Annotated in this window: 22 protein-coding genes and 1 riboswitch; of the genes, 11 read left to right on the forward strand and 11 right to left on the reverse strand. The window is 48.3% G+C overall.

Going from position 1 to position 21,022, the window contains the following annotated elements:
* Positions 1 to 233 precede the first annotated feature (233 nt).
* The gene (locus KB559_RS17975; protein WP_211023528.1) at positions 234 to 1,958 is read left to right on the forward strand and encodes a CPBP family intramembrane glutamic endopeptidase; all 1,725 of its coding nucleotides are present in this window, start codon (positions 234 to 236) and stop codon (positions 1,956 to 1,958) included.
* On the opposite strand, the gene uvrC is transcribed toward KB559_RS17975, so the two are convergent.
* Entirely contained in the window at positions 1,924 to 3,846 is a 1,923-nt protein-coding gene (gene uvrC, locus KB559_RS17980) for an excinuclease ABC subunit UvrC (protein ID WP_211023530.1), read from the reverse strand. The genes KB559_RS17975 and uvrC overlap by 35 nt on opposite strands.
* A 104-nt stretch (positions 3,847 to 3,950) precedes the next feature.
* Positions 3,951 to 4,268 (reverse strand): thioredoxin, encoded by a 318-nt coding sequence (gene trxA, locus KB559_RS17985; RefSeq protein WP_211023532.1) that lies wholly within the window; start codon positions 4,266 to 4,268, stop codon positions 3,951 to 3,953.
* Between the two features lie 262 nt (positions 4,269 to 4,530).
* Between trxA and KB559_RS17990 the strand changes: the two genes are divergently transcribed.
* Positions 4,531 to 4,686, forward strand: coding sequence for a YqzM family protein (locus KB559_RS17990; RefSeq protein WP_114496945.1), 156 nt, complete (start codon positions 4,531 to 4,533; stop codon positions 4,684 to 4,686).
* Between the two features lie 79 nt (positions 4,687 to 4,765).
* Here the strand turns inward: KB559_RS17990 and dnaI are convergent, their stop codons facing one another.
* The 3 genes from dnaI to KB559_RS18005 form a co-directional block, all read right to left on the reverse strand.
* Positions 4,766 to 5,719, reverse strand: a complete 954-nt coding sequence (gene dnaI / locus KB559_RS17995; protein WP_211023534.1) for a primosomal protein DnaI — start codon at positions 5,717 to 5,719, stop codon at positions 4,766 to 4,768.
* 26 nt (positions 5,720 to 5,745) lie between these two features.
* The gene (locus KB559_RS18000; RefSeq protein WP_211023537.1) at positions 5,746 to 7,272 is read right to left on the reverse strand and encodes a replication initiation and membrane attachment family protein; all 1,527 of its coding nucleotides are present in this window, start codon (positions 7,270 to 7,272) and stop codon (positions 5,746 to 5,748) included.
* 248 nt (positions 7,273 to 7,520) lie between these two features.
* Positions 7,521 to 7,685: a hypothetical protein gene (locus KB559_RS18005; RefSeq protein WP_211023539.1), complete on the reverse strand. Its 165-nt coding sequence runs from the start codon at positions 7,683 to 7,685 to the stop codon at positions 7,521 to 7,523.
* 33 nt (positions 7,686 to 7,718) lie between these two features.
* Positions 7,719 to 7,803: riboswitch (cyclic di-GMP riboswitch) on the reverse strand.
* Between the two features lie 469 nt (positions 7,804 to 8,272).
* Here KB559_RS18005 and KB559_RS18010 point away from each other — a divergent pair.
* The 4 genes from KB559_RS18010 (at position 8,273) to KB559_RS18025 (ending at position 11,200) form a co-directional block, all read left to right on the forward strand.
* Positions 8,273 to 9,457, forward strand: a complete 1,185-nt coding sequence (locus KB559_RS18010) for a hypothetical protein (RefSeq protein WP_211023541.1) — start codon at positions 8,273 to 8,275, stop codon at positions 9,455 to 9,457.
* A complete protein-coding gene (gene sipW, locus KB559_RS18015; protein ID WP_211023543.1) occupies positions 9,447 to 10,031 on the forward strand; it encodes a signal peptidase I SipW in 585 nt (194 codons plus the stop codon). Before KB559_RS18010 ends, sipW begins: the two co-directional genes overlap by 11 nt.
* 79 nt (positions 10,032 to 10,110) lie before the next feature.
* Entirely contained in the window at positions 10,111 to 10,704 is a 594-nt protein-coding gene (locus tag KB559_RS18020; protein WP_211023545.1) for a TasA family protein, read from the forward strand.
* A 160-nt stretch (positions 10,705 to 10,864) separates the two neighbouring features.
* Positions 10,865 to 11,200: a helix-turn-helix domain-containing protein gene (locus tag KB559_RS18025; RefSeq protein WP_211023547.1), complete on the forward strand. Its 336-nt coding sequence runs from the start codon at positions 10,865 to 10,867 to the stop codon at positions 11,198 to 11,200.
* A 74-nt stretch (positions 11,201 to 11,274) separates the two neighbouring features.
* Here the strand turns inward: KB559_RS18025 and KB559_RS18030 are convergent, their stop codons facing one another.
* On the reverse strand, positions 11,275 to 11,568 hold the full coding sequence (locus KB559_RS18030; RefSeq protein WP_211023549.1) for a YuiB family protein: 294 nt from the start codon (positions 11,566 to 11,568) through the stop codon (positions 11,275 to 11,277).
* A 220-nt stretch (positions 11,569 to 11,788) separates the two neighbouring features.
* Here KB559_RS18030 and hemQ point away from each other — a divergent pair, with 220 nt between their 5' ends.
* Entirely contained in the window at positions 11,789 to 12,535 is a 747-nt protein-coding gene (hemQ, locus tag KB559_RS18035) for a hydrogen peroxide-dependent heme synthase (RefSeq protein ID WP_211023551.1), read from the forward strand.
* A 635-nt stretch (positions 12,536 to 13,170) separates the two neighbouring features.
* Here hemQ and KB559_RS18040 read toward each other — a convergent pair.
* Together KB559_RS18040 and KB559_RS18045 are read right to left on the reverse strand one after the other, a co-directional pair.
* The gene (locus tag KB559_RS18040) at positions 13,171 to 13,422 is read right to left on the reverse strand and encodes a hypothetical protein (RefSeq protein ID WP_211023553.1); all 252 of its coding nucleotides are present in this window, start codon (positions 13,420 to 13,422) and stop codon (positions 13,171 to 13,173) included.
* 1 nt (position 13,423) lies between these two features.
* Positions 13,424 to 14,617, reverse strand: a complete 1,194-nt coding sequence (locus KB559_RS18045; RefSeq protein WP_211023555.1) for an NAD(P)/FAD-dependent oxidoreductase — start codon at positions 14,615 to 14,617, stop codon at positions 13,424 to 13,426.
* Positions 14,618 to 15,026: 409 nt separating this feature from the next.
* Here KB559_RS18045 and KB559_RS18050 point away from each other — a divergent pair, with 409 nt between their 5' ends.
* Both KB559_RS18050 and KB559_RS18055 read left to right on the forward strand, forming a co-directional pair.
* Complete coding sequence (locus KB559_RS18050; protein ID WP_211023557.1) at positions 15,027 to 16,028, forward strand: NAD(P)/FAD-dependent oxidoreductase; 1,002 nt, start codon at positions 15,027 to 15,029, stop codon at positions 16,026 to 16,028.
* A gap of 73 nt (positions 16,029 to 16,101) precedes the next feature.
* Positions 16,102 to 16,350 (forward strand): hypothetical protein, encoded by a 249-nt coding sequence (locus tag KB559_RS18055; protein ID WP_211023559.1) that lies wholly within the window; start codon positions 16,102 to 16,104, stop codon positions 16,348 to 16,350.
* A gap of 36 nt (positions 16,351 to 16,386) precedes the next feature.
* Here the strand turns inward: KB559_RS18055 and sda are convergent, their stop codons facing one another.
* Positions 16,387 to 16,527, reverse strand: coding sequence for a sporulation histidine kinase inhibitor Sda (sda, locus tag KB559_RS18060; RefSeq protein ID WP_211023561.1), 141 nt, complete (start codon positions 16,525 to 16,527; stop codon positions 16,387 to 16,389).
* Between the two features lie 273 nt (positions 16,528 to 16,800).
* A complete protein-coding gene (locus KB559_RS18065) occupies positions 16,801 to 17,466 on the reverse strand; it encodes a YheC/YheD family protein (protein ID WP_211023563.1) in 666 nt (221 codons plus the stop codon).
* A 175-nt stretch (positions 17,467 to 17,641) separates the two neighbouring features.
* On the opposite strand from KB559_RS18065, the gene KB559_RS18070 reads away from it, so the two are divergent.
* Together KB559_RS18070 and KB559_RS18075 are read left to right on the forward strand one after the other, a co-directional pair.
* Complete coding sequence (locus tag KB559_RS18070; RefSeq protein WP_244861622.1) at positions 17,642 to 17,857, forward strand: hypothetical protein; 216 nt, start codon at positions 17,642 to 17,644, stop codon at positions 17,855 to 17,857.
* 164 nt (positions 17,858 to 18,021) lie between these two features.
* Entirely contained in the window at positions 18,022 to 19,227 is a 1,206-nt protein-coding gene (locus KB559_RS18075) for an AI-2E family transporter (protein WP_211023565.1), read from the forward strand.
* A 61-nt stretch (positions 19,228 to 19,288) separates the two neighbouring features.
* Here KB559_RS18075 and KB559_RS18080 read toward each other — a convergent pair whose 3' ends face one another.
* On the reverse strand, positions 19,289 to 20,707 hold the full coding sequence (locus tag KB559_RS18080; RefSeq protein ID WP_211023568.1) for an alpha/beta hydrolase family protein: 1,419 nt from the start codon (positions 20,705 to 20,707) through the stop codon (positions 19,289 to 19,291).
* Positions 20,708 to 21,022: the final 315 nt, after the last annotated feature.

A 21,022-nucleotide genomic window follows, 5' to 3' on the forward strand; every position in this document is an offset into this window, starting at 1 on the left:
CATCACAAAGGTTTAATTGGATGAAATAGATCGAAAATGACTTAAAAGAGTTGAAACAGACCGTAAGGTGAATGCTTATCTAAGCCATGCTGGGATTTGCCGTGGTTATTGCGCTTTTACGCGAAACAAGCTTCGTCTCTGGCGAAGAAATCTCCCCTGTGTTATCTTTACTGTGACATGGAAGTACCGAAATCATACAGATTCAACAAAAAATCGTTAAAAGGAGTTTTCGTATGTATTCCGATTTAAAACCGCAGACGCGCGGGATAAAGACCAGGACCTTATGGATACTCGCCGTCATTGGACTCATCGTCTTTATTTTACTCCAGATTGTCCCGACAACCGCTTCCGAAACGCTGCAGGTCGAACAATCGACTCAGTTAATTACGAAGGTGCAGGCCAAGGAAGCTGCCGTCAAATTCGCGGAATCGACGCTCGGATTAACCGGTCCCTTCAACGATGCCCTGGTTACTTACGAGACGCGCGCTGATGTATACGGGTATTTGACCCGGGAAGGTTTAATGGAAGATTACCTTAAAAAGTATGAAAAGCAGTTCCCCTACGACATCTTTCAAGTCCGCATCAATAAGCCAGGCGGGCTGCTCAAAGCCGTAACGGTAGATATCCATATGACCACGGGCAAGGCGGTCGGCTTTAAAGAATACCCCGAAACCGGGTTTCCGGACATCGAGGGATTGGGCGGCGGTTCATCCGAAGCTGATGCCGCTACCTCGGGAGTGCAGGACCTATCGTGGGAAGAAAAGCTGGCGTTAGCCCAACCTTACTTGAAGTCGCTTGGTTACAGCGAAGATATGCAATCTTCCGTGGGCGAAACACCGGATGGTCTGTCTTTAACGCTGGTGGGATATGAAGCGGGGAAATCGAATGCCCAAATCGATATTCATTATTTCGAAGGCCAGGTCTCCGAAATCGATAGTTACTTCTCCGTGCCGCAAAGCCATACCGATTATGTAAAAAGCCAAACCACGCTCGCCAACTGGCTGACCTATGTAGGATATGCCCTATTGACTTTTGTGCTGGGAATTCTCGCGATCGTGTACAGCGCCATGACAAGAGTACATACTTCATTCAAGCGGGGAATCGTGCTCGCCTCCCTGTACTTCATCATTTCCATGGGTTCTGCGCTTAATATGATGCCTTATTTTGAAAAAGAAGGCTTAAGCGGTGCAATGCTGATCTTCGGGCTTGTATTTCAGGGCGTCGTCACGCTGATTCTGGCCGCCTCCGTCTATTTCTCCCTCGTCGGAGGCGATGGACTCTGGCGCAAGCAGGGGATTAATCTCTGGGCCCGGGCCAAGGAACAGGGTTATGGACGGCATGTAGTAAAATCGATGGCGGACGGATACGCCTGGGCACTTATTCTGCTTGGAGTTCAGTCCGTGATCTTCTTCATTCTGGAAAGAACGATCCACACCTGGTCGACCACAGATGCCTCCCAATCACCGTATAACATGCTCTATCCTGCGCTGCTCCCGCTGCTTGCCTGGGTGGCAGGGATCGGGGAAGAGGCCGTATACCGGCTGTTCGGGATTCCGATGCTGAAGAAAATGTTCCGCAGCACGCTCGTCGCAAGTATCATCACGACGCTGATCTGGGCGTTCGGCCATACGTTGTATCCGATCTACCCGGTCATCTCCCGTCCGATCGAGCTGCTCATTATCGGCCTGTTGTTCAGCTATATTTTCCTGCGCTACGGTTTTATTGCGGTCCTGTTCTCGCACGTCATCTTCGACAGCATCTTAATGTCGCTAAGCATTATGTTCACAGGTGGAACGCTGAATATTACGGCAGGCATATTCTATATCGTATTACCGGCGATTGTTGCCTTCGTCATCTACTTGTTCAATCCGCCGGGCAAGGAACGCCCTTCAGCTCCGTTGCCAAAAAAAGAGGAGCCGTTGTTCACGACTCCTCATCATCCCGAAGGGCATCTATAATTTGTTTAGCTAGCTTGTCGCCAATGGAAAGGGGCCGGAAGTCTTCGACTGAGGCCTCTTTCATTTTTTTGAGCGAGCCGAAGTGCTTCAGCAGCGCCTTACGACGCTTCTCCCCGATGCCCGGAATCGCATCCAGGCGCGAAGCCACCATCGATTTCGCCCGCTGCTCGCGATGGAACGAAATCGCAAACCGGTGAACCTCGTCCTGAATTCGCTGGAGCAAATAAAACTCCTGGCTGTCGCGAGGCAAATGAACCGGCTCGGGCGGATCGCCCACCATCAGCTGCGCAGTCCGGTGCTTGGCATCCTTGACCAAGCCGCCCACCGGAATGAATAGACCGAGCTCGTTCTCCAGTACGTCGATTGCAGCCGAAATCTGCCCTTTGCCGCCGTCGACGATGATCAGATCAGGCTGAGGCAAGTTCTCCTTCAGCACGCGCTCGTATCTGCGGCGGATGACCTCGCGCATCGTTTCATAATCGTCCGGACCCTGAACGGTCCGGACTTTGTATTTCCGGTAATCCTTCTTGGCCGGTTTGCCGTCGATGAACACAACCATCGCGGAGACCGGATTCGTCCCCTGGATGTTGGAGTTATCAAACGCTTCGATCCGGGATACCCGATCCAGTCCGATCGAACGGCCCAGGTTCTCCGCGGCTCCCCGAGTCCGTTCCTCATCCCGCTCGATCAGGCGGAATTTCTCGTCAAGCGCCACGCGCGCATTCTCCTCAGCCATCGTCACCATCTGACGCTTAAGGCCGCGCTGCGGCACCAGCGTCTTCACGCCGAGCCACTCATGCAGCGCCGAAGCCCCGCTTGCCGCGTCGAGCGCCTCGCTGACGCCTTCGGTTGCGGCAGATGAGGCTTTGGCCGCCTCCGGCTCGCCTGGGGCTTCCTCGCCCTGTCCAGGCTCCTCAGCCATGCCGGGGAGCAAAATCTCTTTCGGCAATGCCGGGTTATCGCTGTAATATTGAGTCACGTAAGACAGAAAGTCACTGTAGGCATCCCCGTAAAAAGGAAAGACCGAGGCATGCCGTTCAATCATTTTACCCTGACGCATATACAGGATCTGAACGCACATCCAGCCTTTGTCCACCGCGTAACCGAATACGTCCCGGTCCTTGGCGTCCGCCGTCGTAATCTTCTGCTTTTCCATGAGCGCATCGATGTTGATGATCTGGTCTCTTAGTTCCTTGGCGCGCTCAAAATACAGGTCTTCCGCGGCCTCCTGCATCTTCCGCTGCAGTTCCTTCTTAATCTCTTCATGTCCGCCGCTGAGGAAAGAAGTGATTTCCTGCGTCATCTGCTCATAGGCGGATTGCGGCACTTCCTTTACGCACGGAGCCAGGCATTGGCCCATATGATAATACAGGCATACCTCCTTGGGCATCACATTGCATTTGCGCAGCGGATACATGCGATCGAGCAGTTTTTTGGTCTGCTGCGCGGCATAGGCGTTAGGATACGGACCGAAATATTTGGCTTTATCCTTCAGCAGGCGGCGGGTCACCTCAAGGCGCGGATGGGGCTCATTCGTGATTTTAATGTAAGGAAAGGTTTTGTCGTCCTTCAGCAGCACGTTGAAACGCGGATAATGCGTTTTGATTAAATTACACTCCAGAATGAGTGCTTCCATGTTGCTGCCTGTCACGATATATTCAAAATCCCGGATCTCCGAAACCAGGCGTTGAGTTTTTCCGTCATGACTTCCGGTAAAATAGGAGCGGACCCGGTTCTTCAGTATTTTCGCTTTGCCGACATAAATAATCTTGCCGTCTTTATTCTTCATCAGGTAACAGCCCGGCAAATCCGGCAGCAGCGCCAATTTGTGGCGGATCGCCTCCATTGCCTTTTCCTGTTCCTGAATGTCGTTCGTTATGGAATCCATGCTACAAGCCTCCTCCCCCACATGGAATAGCTTCCGCTTTTACGCAGAAAACGCCCCCGGACATGCCGGAGGCGTAAACCAGGCCGTATTGAAGCAATTGGACCTTATTGATGTTTAGCAAGAATGTTCTTCAAGTTTTCTTTGGAGTTCAAGCCTACAACTTTATCCACCGGTTGACCGTCTTTGAAGAAGATCAGGGTAGGAATGCTCATTACGCCGAAACGGGAAGCCGATTCCGGGTTTTCGTCCACGTTCACTTTAGCGATTTTCACGGAATCGCCTACTTCGTTTGCCAGATCTTCCAGAATAGGAGCGATCATTTTGCAAGGTCCGCACCAAGGTGCCCAGAAATCAACGAGAACCGTGCCTTGACCTTCAACTTCATTATTAAAAGTTTGATCGGATACATTAACAATTGCCATGAATAATCTCCTCCTTATATTTGTGCCCAGTCTGCAAAATCCTTGCCGGGACAGGTTTTAAGATAATTTTATGAATCATGACATCGCCGTAGCGACGTGTTGTCAATTATACCACATTTTTTTAGTAAAAGAAAAATCGTAATGAATACGCCTTCTTTACAAATTTCAGGGCGATTGGTTATACTAATAATAACCCAAAAACGAATTGTCTATGATGTTTATTATTGACAACGAGTTTATTTTGCGAGGAGGCCCTGTCTTCATGGATGCAAACACACATGTGACCGACCCCCGGGAGCATATTAACGAAGAACCCCGTAACGATTTATTTGATCTGATGAACGGATTTTTCGGCATGCTCACGTTTATGGCAGTTATTTTCTTCGGAATGGTAATCGTAAAATTTATCGCCGGCTAAGAACGTCGGTAAGTTGTATTTACGACAAAAAGTCGGGTAAGGGATCATCCCCTGCCCGACTTTTTTGTTTATGTTTACACTATACCCGACCGCGCTTGTTGCTGCCGCCAACGGGGACCACATCCACGAACGGAGCGATCCGGTCCATCAGCCGCTGTCCCTTATGCATTTCCTCGCCGTCTTTGCTTGTGAAGCTAAGATGCTTCTCCAGTACGTTCAAGGAATAATTCGAGGTATAAAATGTAGGTTTGCGGTTCATCCGGTAGTTTAAGATCGATCCCAAAACATGGTCACGGGCCCACGGATTCAAATTCTCCGCTCCGATATCGTCAAAGATGAGCAGGTCCGCCTGCTTCATAATTTCGGTCATTTCCTTCAGCTTCTGGCTGTCCTGCATCATCGATTTCAGGTCTTCCACGAATTCCGGCATGTATACGATAACCCCGGAGTATCCTTCCTTGGCCAGTTCATGCAACAGATAGCTCATCAAAAATGTCTTACCTGTTCCGAAATGGCCTTCAAGATAGAGTCCACGGGTTTGGAGACCCGACTCCTTGGTCTCATTGATATATCGGAATACCTGGCTCACGGCCGGAGCCCGGACACTATCCTTCGACATGATCTCAACTTCATCATATCCCTGCTCCAGAGCCCGTTCGTCTACATAAAAGCTATGGATCCGCTTCTTGATGGACAGTTCCCGCTCAAAACGCAGCTGCTTGGGGCAAGGCACCTGGCGGTCAATAAGCTGTGTTCCCGCTCCAGAATCCTCCACCGTCAGCTTCGTGAAATGTCCGGGGAAATCATTCGGGCATTGGTCCAAACCCGGGCAGTTCGCGCAATGCCGGCTGTCATTAACGTATTGATACAGCTTCGCCATACCCCGAAGCAGATGTTCTTCGCCAAGCTCCGGGTGGCGGATGCATAGATCGCGTACCAGCGGTTCATTCAACAACCTGGCCTTCAATTCTTCCGAACGCCGCCGAAGCTGCGGGCTTTTCATTTGCGACATCAATTCCCCAAGGGACTCCATTCTTTATTCACCTTCTTACTTAAGTCTTATCCTTTTTTCTTGCTGGCCTTCATCCGTTCGGCCATTTTAAGCAATTCGGCGAATTCCTCTTCCGAGACGCCCTGCTCTCCGCCCGAGCTCTGTACAATCGGAATTTCCGGTTTCGGCTTGGCGGTCCGGCCGCCATAGGTTCTTCCCCGCCCGTTTCCTGCCGCGGGTGACGTCTGCGCTGCCGTCTTCTCCTTCACCTTGGCTTGATCGCGAATATATTGAACGGCTTTTTCATATGTGTTAATCTGCTTCATCAGCATATTCGACGCTATCGCGTCTACGAAATTACGGTTGATGCGCTGTTCACCGCCCGATGTCAGCAAGGCCATCAAGTAATGGATCAGCACGTTGATGACTTCGCCGGGCAGCTTATAATTCAAATCTATTTTCTCAAAAATATCGAGCAGATTATCGGGCACCGCTCCCGGGAAAAACGTCTTTAACAACCGGGTATACGGCTCGTTCCGCAGCATCATATTGTATTGGTGCACATCGCATTTATTGATAAATTGAGGCGGCACCTCGACGTAATATTCCATCTGAACGGCAACTTCCTCCTGATGGCTTCCGGCTTCTTGGGCGTTCTCTTCCCCTCGAATCGAAACCACCTTGGCGTAAGCGACTTCCCGCTCTTCCCGGCGCCGTTTCCCCTGTCTGAAATGAAGATTGGCTTTGTGCTGCAGCTCATCGAGGAGCAGCGTTCCGCCGGAATCGAACACGCCGTCTTCGTCCAATAACCGGCATAAATCCTGCACGGAAAGATCGTATTTACGGACGACATAATTGGCGATTCCCATCCCTTCCGGGTCAAACCGCAGCTTCTCCACAAAGGCCCGGTTCACGGATTCCCGCGGGAAACGGACAATAATATCGGCATAATTCAGCGCTTCCTCTTCTTCAACCAGTTTCATTCCCGGCTGTCTGGCAATGGAAGTCTCGGCAATCGCCTGCTCCAATTCATAATCGATAGAATGCGTATTAAGCTCGAAGATTTCGTAAAATGGCACCGATATATTCTCTTTATTATAAGTCAAGCCATACATATCCCCAGGCTCCATGCAAAAAAAGCGTTCCCGCAGCGACAACACCGCAAACTTGCCGATTTTATCGCGAAGCAGCAGCGTTAAGTGCTGAGTGCGGAAAAACTCGGCCGGAGACAGCGGCGGTTGAAGTTCATATTCATACAAATAATCGTCGCCATCCGGTATGTATAACCGGCTTGTCTGCAGCAATCCGACGGCTTCCAGTTTGGACGCCTGTTCTATCAGGATCGCCCGCCCTTTCTCGCTAGGTTCAAGACCCATCGTCAAAAACAGACCCCGCTGCTGCTCAATAGCCGAATAACCCACCTGATCCAGCGCCACTTGATCCGCAAGCAGCCGATACAGTGACACAGCAAGAGCTCCGACCATAGGCTGGTAGATCAACCCTAGCATTTTGTCATCCACGGGACTGAGAGAGAAGTCACGGTATACGCAATAACGGTGATTTTCAGTATAATGCAGCATGTTGTTCATGCGCACGGCTTCATCGCTCCTTCCCTAACACGTTCATTTAGACTTTCTATATTCTATCATAAATCCCTTCGCCCCGAATCGTTAAAACCTTACAAAAAACGCTAAATATTTCCCCTCCCGAGGCTCTATCTATATTTCTCGGCTTATTTGCCCAATTCCCTTATTTCGTATAGACCCAAAAAAGAAAAACGGAGACCCCCTATCAAGTAGGACGATCTCCATTCTTCAATTTCGTGTTACGCACCCTAATATATTTAACCGTTATGCTCTAAATACCCCCGATAATCCCCTCTAAAAAAACTGCGGACAACTTCGATCGGAATTCCCGACTCCTTGGCCATAATAAGCAAGCTTACCCATTCCGGATCCACTTCCATGCCATACTCTTCATCCATGAAGACCTGGGCGGACTTTTCCAACTACATTCTCCCCCTAAGTAATCTTGATATATCCCAGGCAGCCCGGCCATCCTAGTATTTCTACCTTAGATCCGAAACTTTGCGCCCTTGCCTTTCAGCAAGTTTGCCCCTTACTGGCATCACCCGAATTAAGTAACCAAGTTAGCAAAGACAATGAAGATTTGAATTCATTATATAAGAATCTTCCTAAAAACACTGTCGTTGTAGGTAAAAAGAAAAATGGATTTTTAATATACTTGTTAGCTTATTTTGTTAGAAGATCAGTAATTTTCACGAAAGGGGTCTAATAACCGAAGCGGAGTCTTTGGCCGTTCTCAATAAAGAATAAAATTGCTAATAATTAACGATTTCCTAAGAAAACTCGTGATTTAATTAGCAAACCGTTCGTTATAAGGAACTTTTGCTTGAATATCCAAGTTTCCATTTGGGCGCAAATTGAATATATTCGAGTTGCTTGATGGTTCGTTATAACGAACAACTTACAGAACATCGTGACTACGAAAGGTAAATGGAAAGGAGGCCTTTGTCTGCGAAGAACCAGATCCGGATCCATTCGGAAAACCAGGAGAATACAGCGGAAACGATATATGTTAAAAACGGTTCAATCCAGCATGGCACTATCCACTTTATTATTTTACGCTTCGCAGCAGGTCGGTACCACGTACGGTGAATTCAACAGCTTCAAGGAGGACTTGACGGGAATTCAGGCCTGCGAAATATTTCCGGAGAAAATCGAAAGCTTACTGACGGATTTAAATAACTCTTTGCAGCAAGCTTCAGATTATAAAAGAAGTCTACAGTCAGTTTCAGTAACCTATGCAACTTATGAAGAGACATGGAGCGCATGGGCACCGAGGAACCACACCGTCACCAGTTCGACTTACGGCGAAGATGAACCCGCAGACTCTGCAGGATCAGACCTGGAAACGGCCGCAGGCGACATATCGGGACAGATTGATAAATTATCTGATCAACTTAAGAACCTTCAGCTTATTTATGACAGTAACCGAATCGCATGGGATCATTTATCCGGAGAAATGGCGGCCAGCTCGGCGATCGCCCTCGATTTGCTCCAGCATATTCAACTGTCCCAGCCCAATTGTGTTGAAATCAAGCAGGCTTCGCTTCTAAGCAGCATCGGCAACCGGTTAAATCAATCACAATTTCTATCCGATTCCCTTCGAGACTCACTCAATAGCATTCTTGTATTCTTACAAAAAATATATGATACAGGACTCGAGCTCGACCGACTTCCCTATCAATCCAGCAATCGAATCGAAGGGATTTATATATTCGAGGGATATGCCGCCAGTGGAGATCCCGTGAGTCAGGAACTGCTGTCTTATTACAACGGGCTGCAACAGTCTTTGTCATCCTCAATAACCAATCTGTCATCTGACATCCTCAAATTGGAGGGTTTACGGGAAACCCTGCTCGAAGCCGCAGAGGCACAACGACTGGCTGAAGAAGAAAGGATGAAGCAGTTTGAGTTAGAACAAGCAAAACGATTGGAGCAAGAACAACAGGAGCTACAAGAGCAACAGGAGCTACAAGAGCAACAAGAGCAACAAGAGCAACAAGAGCAAGAGCTGTCGCAGGCACCGGAAGAGCAACAACCTGAGCAACCTGCTGACATTGAATCCGGCAATGCCGGAACGCCACCGGACGGGGAAAGTCCTTCAGAAAATAAAGACGGAAGCGGGCCTTTTGCCGCCCCTGAAGATACGGATTCGAATCAAACAGATACAGGAGTCGATGCAAATGATTTATAAAAGAATACTAGGCCAAGGTCTAACGTTTATCATGGTGCTTCTATTTATCATAGTTGCAGGGTCAGTCATTCTATCCAAAATTTCAGGCGGTACACCGACCTTTTACGGTTACCAGCTAAAAAGTGTTCTTTCCGGTTCAATGGAACCGGTAATCCATACAGGATCTATCGTAGCGATAAAACCCGGAGGAGATACCTCAGGATTCAAAAAGGGAGATATCATCACATTTCATGCTGACGAGAATCGGTTGATTACCCACCGCATCGTAGAGGTTGTTAGAAATGAGCAGACCAACCAGGTAATCTACCGGACCAAAGGCGACAGCAACGACGCCCCGGATATAGAACCCGTCCTATCGGCAAATGTCGTGGGCCGCTACACCGGCTTCACAATCCCTTACGTCGGCTATATTTTAAGCTTTGCCGGGACGAAACTCGGAAACGTCACCCTCTTGATCGTACCCGGGCTGATGTTATTCATCTATGCCGTCATCTCCCTCTGGAAGACCATCTCGTCGTTGGAGGAGAAAAAACAAGGGTCCTCCATAGAAGAAACTAATCCGAAAACTACTTAACTCAACTGCGGTTGTTCTCCTTATGATTTTCATAGGGATGCAATATAAAAATTATTGAGAAATCGGGAGGAATTTGTTCATGGGAATCAAGAAAACTTTGGGCTTTGGCGTAGTAACCGCAGCACTCGGCTTAACCTTGATCGGAGGAGGGACGTTCGCTTACTTTAGCGACTCCGTAGAAACCACCGGAACTTTTGCGGCGGGCACTCTGGATCTGAATGCCGATCCGACAGCCATTATCGACGTAGGCAATTTAAAGCCTGGAGACTTTGCAATCCGCACTTTTAAGCTGAAAAATAACGGCTCCCTGGACATCGGAAAAGTAAATCTGGCTACTTCTTATACAGTAACTAATCGTGCGGGCGCTCCTGCAAATACCGACGATTTCGGCAAACACATTAAAGTTAAATTTTTGACGAATATCGATAAAGATGAGACCGTCATATATGAAACTACGTTATCCGCTCTGCAAAGCCTCTCCCCGGATGCGGTAGAAAACACCTGGCTGGGCTGGTTTGAAGAACGCGGCGGACTCCGGGCCGGAGACTCAGACAACCTGATTGTTAAATTTGAATTCGTGGACAATAATGAGGACCAAAACCAATTCCAAGGCGATTCCCTGAATCTCAAATGGACTTTCACAGCTAAACAAGGTAAAGGCGTAGCTAAATAATTTCCACGCTTCGGTCTACTTAACAAGAACACCGTATCCCCCGTTTGCCGGTGGTTGCGGTGTTCTTTTCTATCCCGGAATGGGGCTTGTCTCCTTTGTTCAATACTGCATTTTTTGGTATAATGACTAAAAATATTATTTATAGAAGGGCGACGGCTACATGGCAGACCATATTGGGGAACGCATCCGAAAAATCAGGCAAGATCGTGGCTTTTCCTTGTCAGAGCTAGCCGATACGGCGGAAGTCGCCAAATCATATTTGAGCAATGTTGAACGGGGAATCCAATCCAATCCTTCGATCTCATTCCTACAAAAAGTGTCCGATGCCTTAAATGTTCCTATAAACTTGCTACTATATGGAGATCGTCCTTCAGACTCGAACCTCGACCCGGAATGGGCGTCGCTGGTTCAAGAAGCCATGTCCTCCGGCATAAGCAAGAAGGAATTTCGGGATTTCTTGGAATATCAAAAGTGGAAACTGGGGCAAAAGGATTGATCGGCTCCAGCATGCGAAAGCCCCAGGCAACAAGGCCTGGGGCTTTCTTCATTTCTTTAACTTTTCCATCAACATCAAAACATCTTATAGCCGCCGATCCGCAGCTTGCGAATCGTCCATCCGCTTAATATCGCACCTGCGAGCCCCGCAAGCGCCGTCAGGTAGTCAACAACCCGGAAAGAGGCCAAGTAGGCGCCAAAGCCTTGGTCATGGTCCCACAAGCTGTATACGACGATCGGCAAGATGACGATAATAAAAATGTAAGCCGGAAACCAGGTTGTCTTCATAAGCATATTAAGAATAAATCCGATGCCGAACATCATGACAAAAAACAGAACCATCAGCACCAAAACGATGAGCCATCCCAACCCAAACTCCACCCTTCATTAGTCACACTATAATTAATATCACAAGATCAAGAACTAGTAGATAGTTTACTAAAAAAAATGTTGCGAATCAATGAACTTTCACCGAAAGCAGGGGAATTCCGTTTGCTCCCTGGCTCAACGTTGGGATACAATAAGAGAAGCGCATCCTGCGGGCTGCGGAGAACGGACAATAACTATGATAATTTGGGAGTGATCATAAATGAATGAAGCGGCATTAACCCTAGAAGGATGGTACGCCCTGCATGATTTCCGGTCCATTAACTGGACGGCATGGAAAGCGGCGGACGACGAGGAACGCGCGGGCTGTCTGGAAGAACTGCATACCTTTTTGCAGGAATGGACTCAGGCCGAGCAAAATAAAACCGGAAGCACGGCGGTTTACTCCATCGTAGGACAAAAAGCCGATTTCGTGTTCATGCATTTGCGCGAAACGCTTGAGGAATTGAACGCTCTGGAGAATGCCTTTAACAAAACGACTTTTGCCCAGTATACTACCAAAGCTTATTCTTACGTCAGCATTGTCGAATTGAGCAATTACATGGCTTCGGGCGACGGAGATCCAAAAGCCAACCCTGAAGTGATGGCGCGGTTACAGCCGATCCTGCCGAAATCGAAATACATTTGCTTCTATCCGATGAACAAAAAACGCGATCTTGACGACAACTGGTACATGCTTTCGATGGAAGAGCGCCGCGGAATGATGCGCAGCCACGGCATGATCGGTCGCGGATATGCCGGCAAAGTAAAACAGATCATTACCGGCTCCGTCGGCCTCGACGACTGGGAATGGGGCGTTACTCTGTTCTCAGACGACGCTTTGCAGTTCAAGAAGCTGGTTTATGAAATGCGCTTTGACGAAGTCAGCGCCCGTTTCGGAGAATTCGGTTCCTTCTACGTCGGCAACCTGCTGAATGAGCAGTTGTTTGAGGACATGCTTAAACTATAATACGCTTACCATTAGCCGCCCGGCATGCCCGGGCGGTATTTTTAACATTAAAGAAAGTTTAAGACTTTGAGGAAGGTAGCCATTTTTATCGTTGCCTGACTAAGGTGTCTGGGCAGACTGAGTTACTGAGAAGACTGAGTTGTTACGCTGAAGATACTGACCGTACTCACTAATGGCGGCATAGTCTCGTGCTGCGCTTTCTGGCGTAAGGTAACAGCCGATTCCGATTCTAACGGACGTGAGAGACGTTAAACCTCCCGAAAATGGGGATTTACGATTTTAACGGACACCAGAGACCTTATTCGTGTGAAACTTCAAAGAAAATAGAAATTTTGGGGCTAATAAGGTCTCCTATGTCCGTTAGATTGCTTAGGCCGCAATAAACAGCTAGTTAAGGTCTCCTATGTCCGTTAAAAAATATACGCATCCCATCACGCCTCATTACATCACCCGACCCGCATTGCTAATTTCTCATCATCACATTTCATCCTACCGGCACGGGCGCAGATTTGGCAGAAACGGCTTTCCAGTCGGCAGAAGTCCCATCGAAATAAGGCGATAATGCTGAGCTCTCCTTAATTTTCAATCTAAAAAAAGACCGCCCCCGACGGGACGATCTCGAATTACTTAATACATTATTCGTCTTCTTCTTGCTGTTCCCGCAGCGATTCCAGGAACTCCGCCGTAGCACGGTCGCGGTCCCTGCTCTTCTCCTTGAGGCGCTCGATGGCCGGGAGGATCAGAATATCGACTTCCTTTTGAACCGTATAGGCCAAGTCGTATTGCTGCTGGGATTCAAGATAGGAACCGACCTCCATCAGGCCGTTGTACCGGTCGAGCTCCTCCCGGGTCAGCAGTCCCCGGACTTGAACGCTGCAGTGGCGCATCTTACAGGAATCTGCCTTTCTTCAAGACGAGCGGAATCCCGCCGATGGTAAACAGGTAACGAATATCGACCATCTTTTTGAGCTGAGCGGCCACCCAGCCTTTATACTTCTTGCCGAAGGCTGTCGCCACGGCTTCCCCTTTACCCAAAGAAGCAACCGTCCCCTTGTTACTGAAGACAAATTTCTTAAGCTCTTTGCCGCGGATCGAAGCCACCACGTTTTGCGCACAGGTTACGCCTTGCTGCATGGCGATTTGTGCGGTCGGAGGATACGGACGACCTTCCGGGTTAAACATCAGCGAGTTGTCCCCGATGATAAACACATGATCATGGCCAGGAGCGCGCAGGAAATCGTCAATCTTGACGCGCCCTCTTGCCGTTTCGAAGCCGGCCGCTTCAATGAGCCGATTCCCGCGGATACCGCCTGTCCAGACGACAGTCGCGGATTTGATCTCTTCACCGGTAGCCAGCAGAACGCCATCCGGCGTGCACTCTTTGATCGCTACGCCGATTTTGAACTGAACGCCTTTTTTGACCAGGACGTCCATGGCATACTCGACGAGTTCAGGATCAAAGCCCGGAAGCGCGGACGGTGCAGCTTCTACATTATATACATTCACCATGTTCGGATCGACATCATATTCTTTGCATAGATAAGGAATACGGTCGGCCAGCTCGGCGACGAATTCAATGCCGCTGAAGCCTGCGCCGCCCACAACGAAATTAAGACGGTCCGTACGGCTTTCGTCCGCCTTAAACAACGCAAACTGATATTCGATATGCTGACGGATCAAACGTACCGAGTTGATGCTGCGGATCGTCATGGCATATTCCGACAAGCCCGGAATACCGAACGATTCAGGTTCTCCGCCGAGAGCGATAATCAGGTAGTCGTAGGATAGGGTTCCGTCCTGGAGAACGACTTTTTTGTCCGAGAGACGGATCTCTTGGACATTCGATTTAACGAGGTCGATTTTGAATTCATCGATCAATTTAGAGATCGGAACGCGTGTATGTTCTATGGAATCGGTTCCGGCCGCCGGCATATGCAGGTGCGTGGTGAAATAATGATAATCATGCCGGTTCACCAGGGTAACGTCTGCTTCATTGTAATTTAATTCTTTTTGCAGCCGTTGCGCAGTCAAAATACCGCCATATCCCGCTCCAAGAATGACGATTTTAGGTATGGTACTCATCAGGCTTGTTCTCCTTCCGGGGGTTGAAGCTCTATATTTTATATAAAACCAAAAACTCTAATGTGAAATTATACACATAAAAAAATAGTCTCTGGTGATAACCCATTTTGCTATTGTGCGACATTTGTCACATTTATTTTAAACCGTTACGGAATAATTATCAAAAATAATACACACCATTTTGTAAATGTACTCTTTTCGTCACAAATCTGTGTACATACATTTGAATAATATCGGCTTTTGTTTAAAAGATCAAGTCTTATTTTACGCTGTTTCCCGGCGTTTTGCAGGCCTTTCTGACGTCAAATTCGACAATTTTTGGTCTGCTTTGCAAGGCCCTGATGGGATAGATATAATAAAGTAGAAATGACAATATAAAGTTTTTGAAATTAACCGGAGGTGTTTGCCTGTGTCATCCCAACCTGCAAGCGGCGAATTTACCGACCTGCTCATTATCGGAGGCGGGCCGGCAGGCATGTTTGCCGCTTTTTACGGCGGAATGCGAAAAGCGTCCGTTAAATTAATCGAAAGCATGCCTCAACTGGGAGGGCAGGTTGCCGCCCTTTACCCAGAGAAATATATTTACGATATCGCCGGTTTCCCTAAGATTACCGGACAGGAACTGGTCAACAACTTACACGAGCAGCTTAAGCTGTTTAACCCGGACATCCGTCTGGAGGAAAAGGTGCTGCAGATCGAGAAGAAAGACGAGCGCCATTTTATCGTAACGACCGACAAAGAAGTCCATCATGCCCGCGCCCTGATCATTACGGCCGGGGTGGGCGCATTCGAACCGCGCCGTCTTGAACTTGATAACGCGGCCCATTTCGAGAAGAGCAATCTTCATTATTTCGTAAGCGATCTTAGCAAATTCCAAGGCCGCCGCGTTTTGATCAGCGGAGGCGGGGATTCCGCGGTAGACTGGGCACTCATGCTTGAACCGATTGCCGATCAGGTCACGCTCATTCACCGCCGCGATAAATTCCGCGCTCACGAACATAGTGTGGAGAACTTAATGGCTTCCAGCGTGCAAGTAATTACGCCGACAGAAATTAGCGCTTTGCATGGGGAAGACAAGATTGAGCGCGTCACCCTTTCGCATTGCAAAACACAGGAAACTCAGGAGATCGAAGTCGATGACGTCATCGTCAACTTCGGATTCGTTTCCTCCCTCGGACCGATTGCGGAATGGGGGCTGGACATCAACTCCAATGCGATTGTGGTCGATTCACGCATGGAGAGCTCCATTCCGGGAATTTTTGCAGCCGGCGATATTACCACTTATCCCGGCAAGCTCGATCTCATCGCCGTCGGATTCGGCGAAGCACCGACCGCTGTCAACAACGCGAAGGTGTATATTGACCCGGACGCCAAATTGTCGCCTGGTCACAGCAGCAACATGAAGATATAGCTACATGAGATGAAACAAAAAGGGGTATCTTAACTTTACGCAGGAAATACTTGCTGTAAAGGAGAGATACCCTTTGTCTTATATATGCCCGCTATGCAACGGAATGGCTAACTTGTCAGCGACCTGTCCCGATTGCGGTCACGGTCTGGAAAACGCCGGTAAGAAGGAGGACTATGCCGGACCTTACAGCCCTTACGGCTCGGCAGACCAGTATACCTCCGCCTATTCCGCTCAAGCTCCTTCAGGTTGCGAACATGTTGTAATGTGTTCGCATTGCCATGAAGCCTATATTTATCATGTCAACGCTTGGAAAGCGCCTTAACGTTAGCTTGTCCATCACAAATCGACAGTTACTCTCTTAATGCAATAAGGGTGAAACAGTCATTAGCTCGCGTCTATGGATCTCTGCCAACAGCAGTGCGATGAACTCCCGGTCCAATTGAAGCGAAGTAGCCATATGATAGGATTCAAGCAGCATCTCATCTGTCAACATCGCCATTGATAACACATCCCTTCTATATTTTTCCTCATCATATCAAGAAATTCCCAGTAGAACAAGCGTTCCTGTTATCCACAAAAGGCTGTGGAAATCCTGTGAATAACATGTTAGTAAGAAAGCTCATTCATTGTAGAATAAGATAGGATAATGTGGATAAAAGTTATTCACAGGATATTTCCGCCCTTTTTCCGACCAATTTTTTTTTGTAAAAAGCTTAATTTTTATAACTTATTAACCCTAGGAACCTGGAAATAAACCATTTTCAGGAATTTTTTACTGCGGCCGCGTGTTCACTTCAAATATCCACACCTTCCCGCTTCGATCAATCCCGTAATCAAACCCCAGTTGATCGATGCCCGGAAACGCGGATTCAAGGATCCCGATACAGGTGTTCGTGAGGTTCCGCATCTCCTGTCGTTTTTGTCGCGCTGCCCCTTTTCTGCGAAGAGAGAGAACTAGACCTTGTTTGGCAGTTAATAAGCTCCCTCCCTTACACAAGTTCGTGACAAACAATCCAGGACGGGCCAGTCTCCCTACCATCGCGCGGTAAACCCAGGCTCCATTCTGCTTAACGACTTTTACCCGGTAGTCAATCGGACGGCCCCCAATTCTGGCCAGATGAATACCTTGCTGAATCATATATTTCCGGCCTACTTTCACCCGGTTTAACGCTTGGAACATTGCATCGAAGCTGCGGAACGCTTTCTGGGCGGACATGTTAGTGAAGGCGTATACCCCTCGGGAGTAGGTCACTTTTATAACGCCGTAGCCCCCGCCGCCTCTAAGCGGCTTGATGACCACCATGCCAAATTGATGCAGCATGCTCCTTAACGATTCTGCACTGTACATTCGGGTTTGCGGTATGTGGGCGGCCACGTCCGCGTTGCGTAGTAGCGCTTCCGTTTTCAGCCATTTGTTGGCCAGTTGTCTTCCCGCCATGACACCATCCCCTTTCCGTTATAAGTTATTCATACTCAAACCGGGTCTGGTGTTCCTGTATGTTTGTCCAAGGCGTATGCCTGTTTTGCGATCATTATCGCTTCTTTGCAAAATGAATAATTTAACGTATAGTAGGGGCTAACGAGATTTTTTGCAGAGGGGGATTCCTTGCATTATGGAAGATAAGACGATGGAGAAACTGTTCGAAATTCTATACTGGTTCGCCATGATCGCCATGTCTCTTATGCTGGCAGCGATCACAGTGATGTTGTTCATTACGGGACTCAAGTTCGCCAAGGGATCCCGCAAAGGGCTGGGCGCCGGATGTATCGCGTTCTCGCTGGTGGCCGCGGTTATGGTATTTTTTATGGTAGAAAGGCAGTTCTTCTAAAACCCGTTAAACGGTGGGATTCATAGCCTTCGGCAACCCGAAGGAATATGAATTCTTTTTATTTAAGAGGATTTTAAAGGCTTTTTTTGAAAAACTCTGAAACCAAATGATTTTTTTGCGTAATACTATATTAGTGACTTATACGACAGGAGGACTTTGCTTTCATGGGAAGCACGAACACTTGGGGTGATCGCTTCAAAAAGTTTTTTCTGAACAACCGATTTGTAGTCTTTCTTCTGATTCTGGCATTGATTGGACTGAATATTCTAATATTCGATAAAGTCTCTTTCGTGTTCAAGCCGATAACCGTACTGCTCAAAACCGTGCTCTTTCCGATTTTATTGACAGGTGCGATCTATTATCTGCTGAACCCGCTGGTGGATTGGCTCGAACGCAAAGGCATTCCCCGCGTCTATACGATCGTCGCTCTTTACCTGTTAATCGTCGGAATCATCACCATTGTGATCATTTCCGTGGTTCCGATCGTTCAAAGACAGATCACTGAATTGATCGATAATTTCCCGAAATACAGTTATGAGGTGCAACTGCAATTCGAAAGTGTCATCGGCAGCAATTTCTTTCATCAGGTTCAGGAATCGACCGGATTTAATCCGACCAAACTGGGGGAAACGATTTCCGAACAGGCTACCACGATTCTCGATAATGCCTGGTCCGGCATCGGCGGATTTCTGGGAGCGCTGAAAGATATTATTCTCGCCGTTGTAACCGTTCCTTTCATCCTGTTTTATTTGCTTAAGGACGGCAAGAAGCTCCCCGGCTTCATCTTGAGATATGTCCCTGTCCGTTTCCGGAACCAGACCAACCGGGTTATGTCGGAAATGAACGGGCAAATCAGCTCTTACATTCGGGGACAGATCATCGTCAGCTTCTGCATCGGGATCCTGCTGTATATCGGATTTTTGATTATCGGCATGGATTACTCCCTGGTGCTGGCGATCATCGCTTCGTTTACCAGCATCGTTCCTTATCTGGGGCCTGCCATTGCTATCACACCGGCGCTCATTATCGCGATCGTTACGTCACCGTTCATGCTGCTCAAGCTGATCATCGTCTGGACCGTGGTGCAGTTGATCGAGGGCAAATTCATTTCCCCGCAGATTATGGGAAAAACGCTGAGAATCCACCCGATCACAATTATTTTCGTTATTTTGACTGCCGGCAATTTGTTCGGCGTGCTTGGAATCATTTTGGCGGTACCTGGTTATGCAGTGCTGAAGGTGGTCATTACCCACCTGTTCAAATGGTTCGAGATGCGTTCCCATCTGTACGACCCGCTGGAGAACGACCAGGAGCCCGGGCCTGATGTGGAGGTTACCGTCAAAGTAACCAACCCGGAACAAAGCCAGTAAGCAAACAGAAAGGCGTTACTGAAAGGTCTAAGGACCCTCCGGTAACGCCTTTTTCGCGGTATTATTCCGTCGGCGTAAATTCCAAGTCTCTTTTTACTTCGGGATAAATATCAACGTTTTCGGCCAGGAGCGCTGACTTTTTACCTTTTAGATAAGTATCAAAGAAATCCAGTACATAATCATTCACGATACCGGCACCCCTGTTTGCTTCGAGTGTCCCTGTCATCCCGGTCAGCGATACCAGTGGAGAGTAGAGGGGGAGATCGGTGAAATTATAATGCTCACTGCCTTCGATGTAGATAAAATGACCATTATGTTGCCGGGCACTCCCGATAATGGACTTTTCATTATTGATGATTTCTCTCATTCGTTCCGGCTCGGCTCCCTCTCCATCCAATCCATTTTCTTGTATGAAGCTTTTGAATGCACCCGATTCCATGAACAAAAAAGGTTTAGCCAAAATATGGTCCTTATCGAACACATCATAATTCGTCCCGTCCATATTGATTCCGGCTTTAATTTTGTCGCGGGTAGCTGCAAGATGATAAGCGGTTGCCCCGCCGAAAGAATGGCCCATGGCTCCGATTTTGCTGACATCCAGCCTCCCCTTAAATCTCCCGGGATTCTCCCCTTGGTTAAAGCGTTCCAAACACTCAATTACGTAATCGACGTCAGCAGCCCAAGTCTCACCGAGTTCTTTCCCGGATTTCAAGAAGTCGTCTCCGTCCATCTTCGCTTGAAACCCGGTGACTTCCCCATCCGGGAACACCGTAGCCGTGGTGCTGTAGGTGTGATCAATGGCCGCCACGACATATCCATGGCTTGCCAGGTTTTCCGCTTGCGAAGTATGAAGCATTCTCGTGGTTCCCAGACCATGACTGAGCAGAATGATCGGGTAAGGAGCCGTGCCTGTTGAAGCTATCTCGGCTTTTTCATAACTGTTGCCTCGAAGGTACTTCCAGTAATACAGCGCAAAATCAGGGAGTCCCATTGCTTCCGAGTAGGTACTCAAGAAACGCTTCTCCATTCCTTTGGCTCCCGATTGCGGGAGAAGCATGGCTCGTTTTCCTGTTGCCGCTCGTTCCGCCGGATACCAAATCGTTACCATCAGGGTTCGATGATCATCAGGTTTTTCCGTGTAGGTCTCCATCCGCTGTGGATCAACAAACATGAAGCTCTCCGTCCCTACCGCATAGATCCCGTCCGGTTCAGGAAGCCGGAAAACGGGAAGCAGTACAGCCAATGCGGCTGAGACAAGGATAACGATGCCGGATACCGCGAGCAGCAGAAACTTCCCCGCCTTTCTCCGCCAGTTTCCCTGCTGTGGTGTCCCCGGCCTTTTTAAGGCAACAGCTGCCGTCAGCAGAAGTAATGAAAAATAGGCCGGAACCAGTTGCCATCGGTAGCCTTCAACGAGCCATTGAACCACTAGAGCTATAAAACAAATTCCCCCGATGACCCATCCGACTTTTCTGTTCAACCGGGGTATAAATAATACCGCCAGCCAGAGTAGAATTACCCCCGCAAATAAGATCACTTCTAAAGGCCTCACCATATCCCTCCACCATATAAATACATTGATATCTCTATCGTACTTCCCGCAGGTTAAAAAAGAAGGCGTCTCCGTTTAAATGCGGATTAATTTTACGGAAAAACAATGGAAATACAAAAGGGGCTGTCCCAAAAGCAGATAAATCTACTAGCGGGATAGCCTTCTTTTATGAAAGGATGTTATTTTTGAAAAAAGAACCAGCCAAGAGGAGTTATGCTTGGCTGGTTCTTTCTCTCTGCTGGC

The organism is Paenibacillus sp. Marseille-P2973, assembly GCF_018101095.1.
GTDB lineage: Bacteria > Bacillota > Bacilli > Paenibacillales > Paenibacillaceae > Fontibacillus > Fontibacillus vini.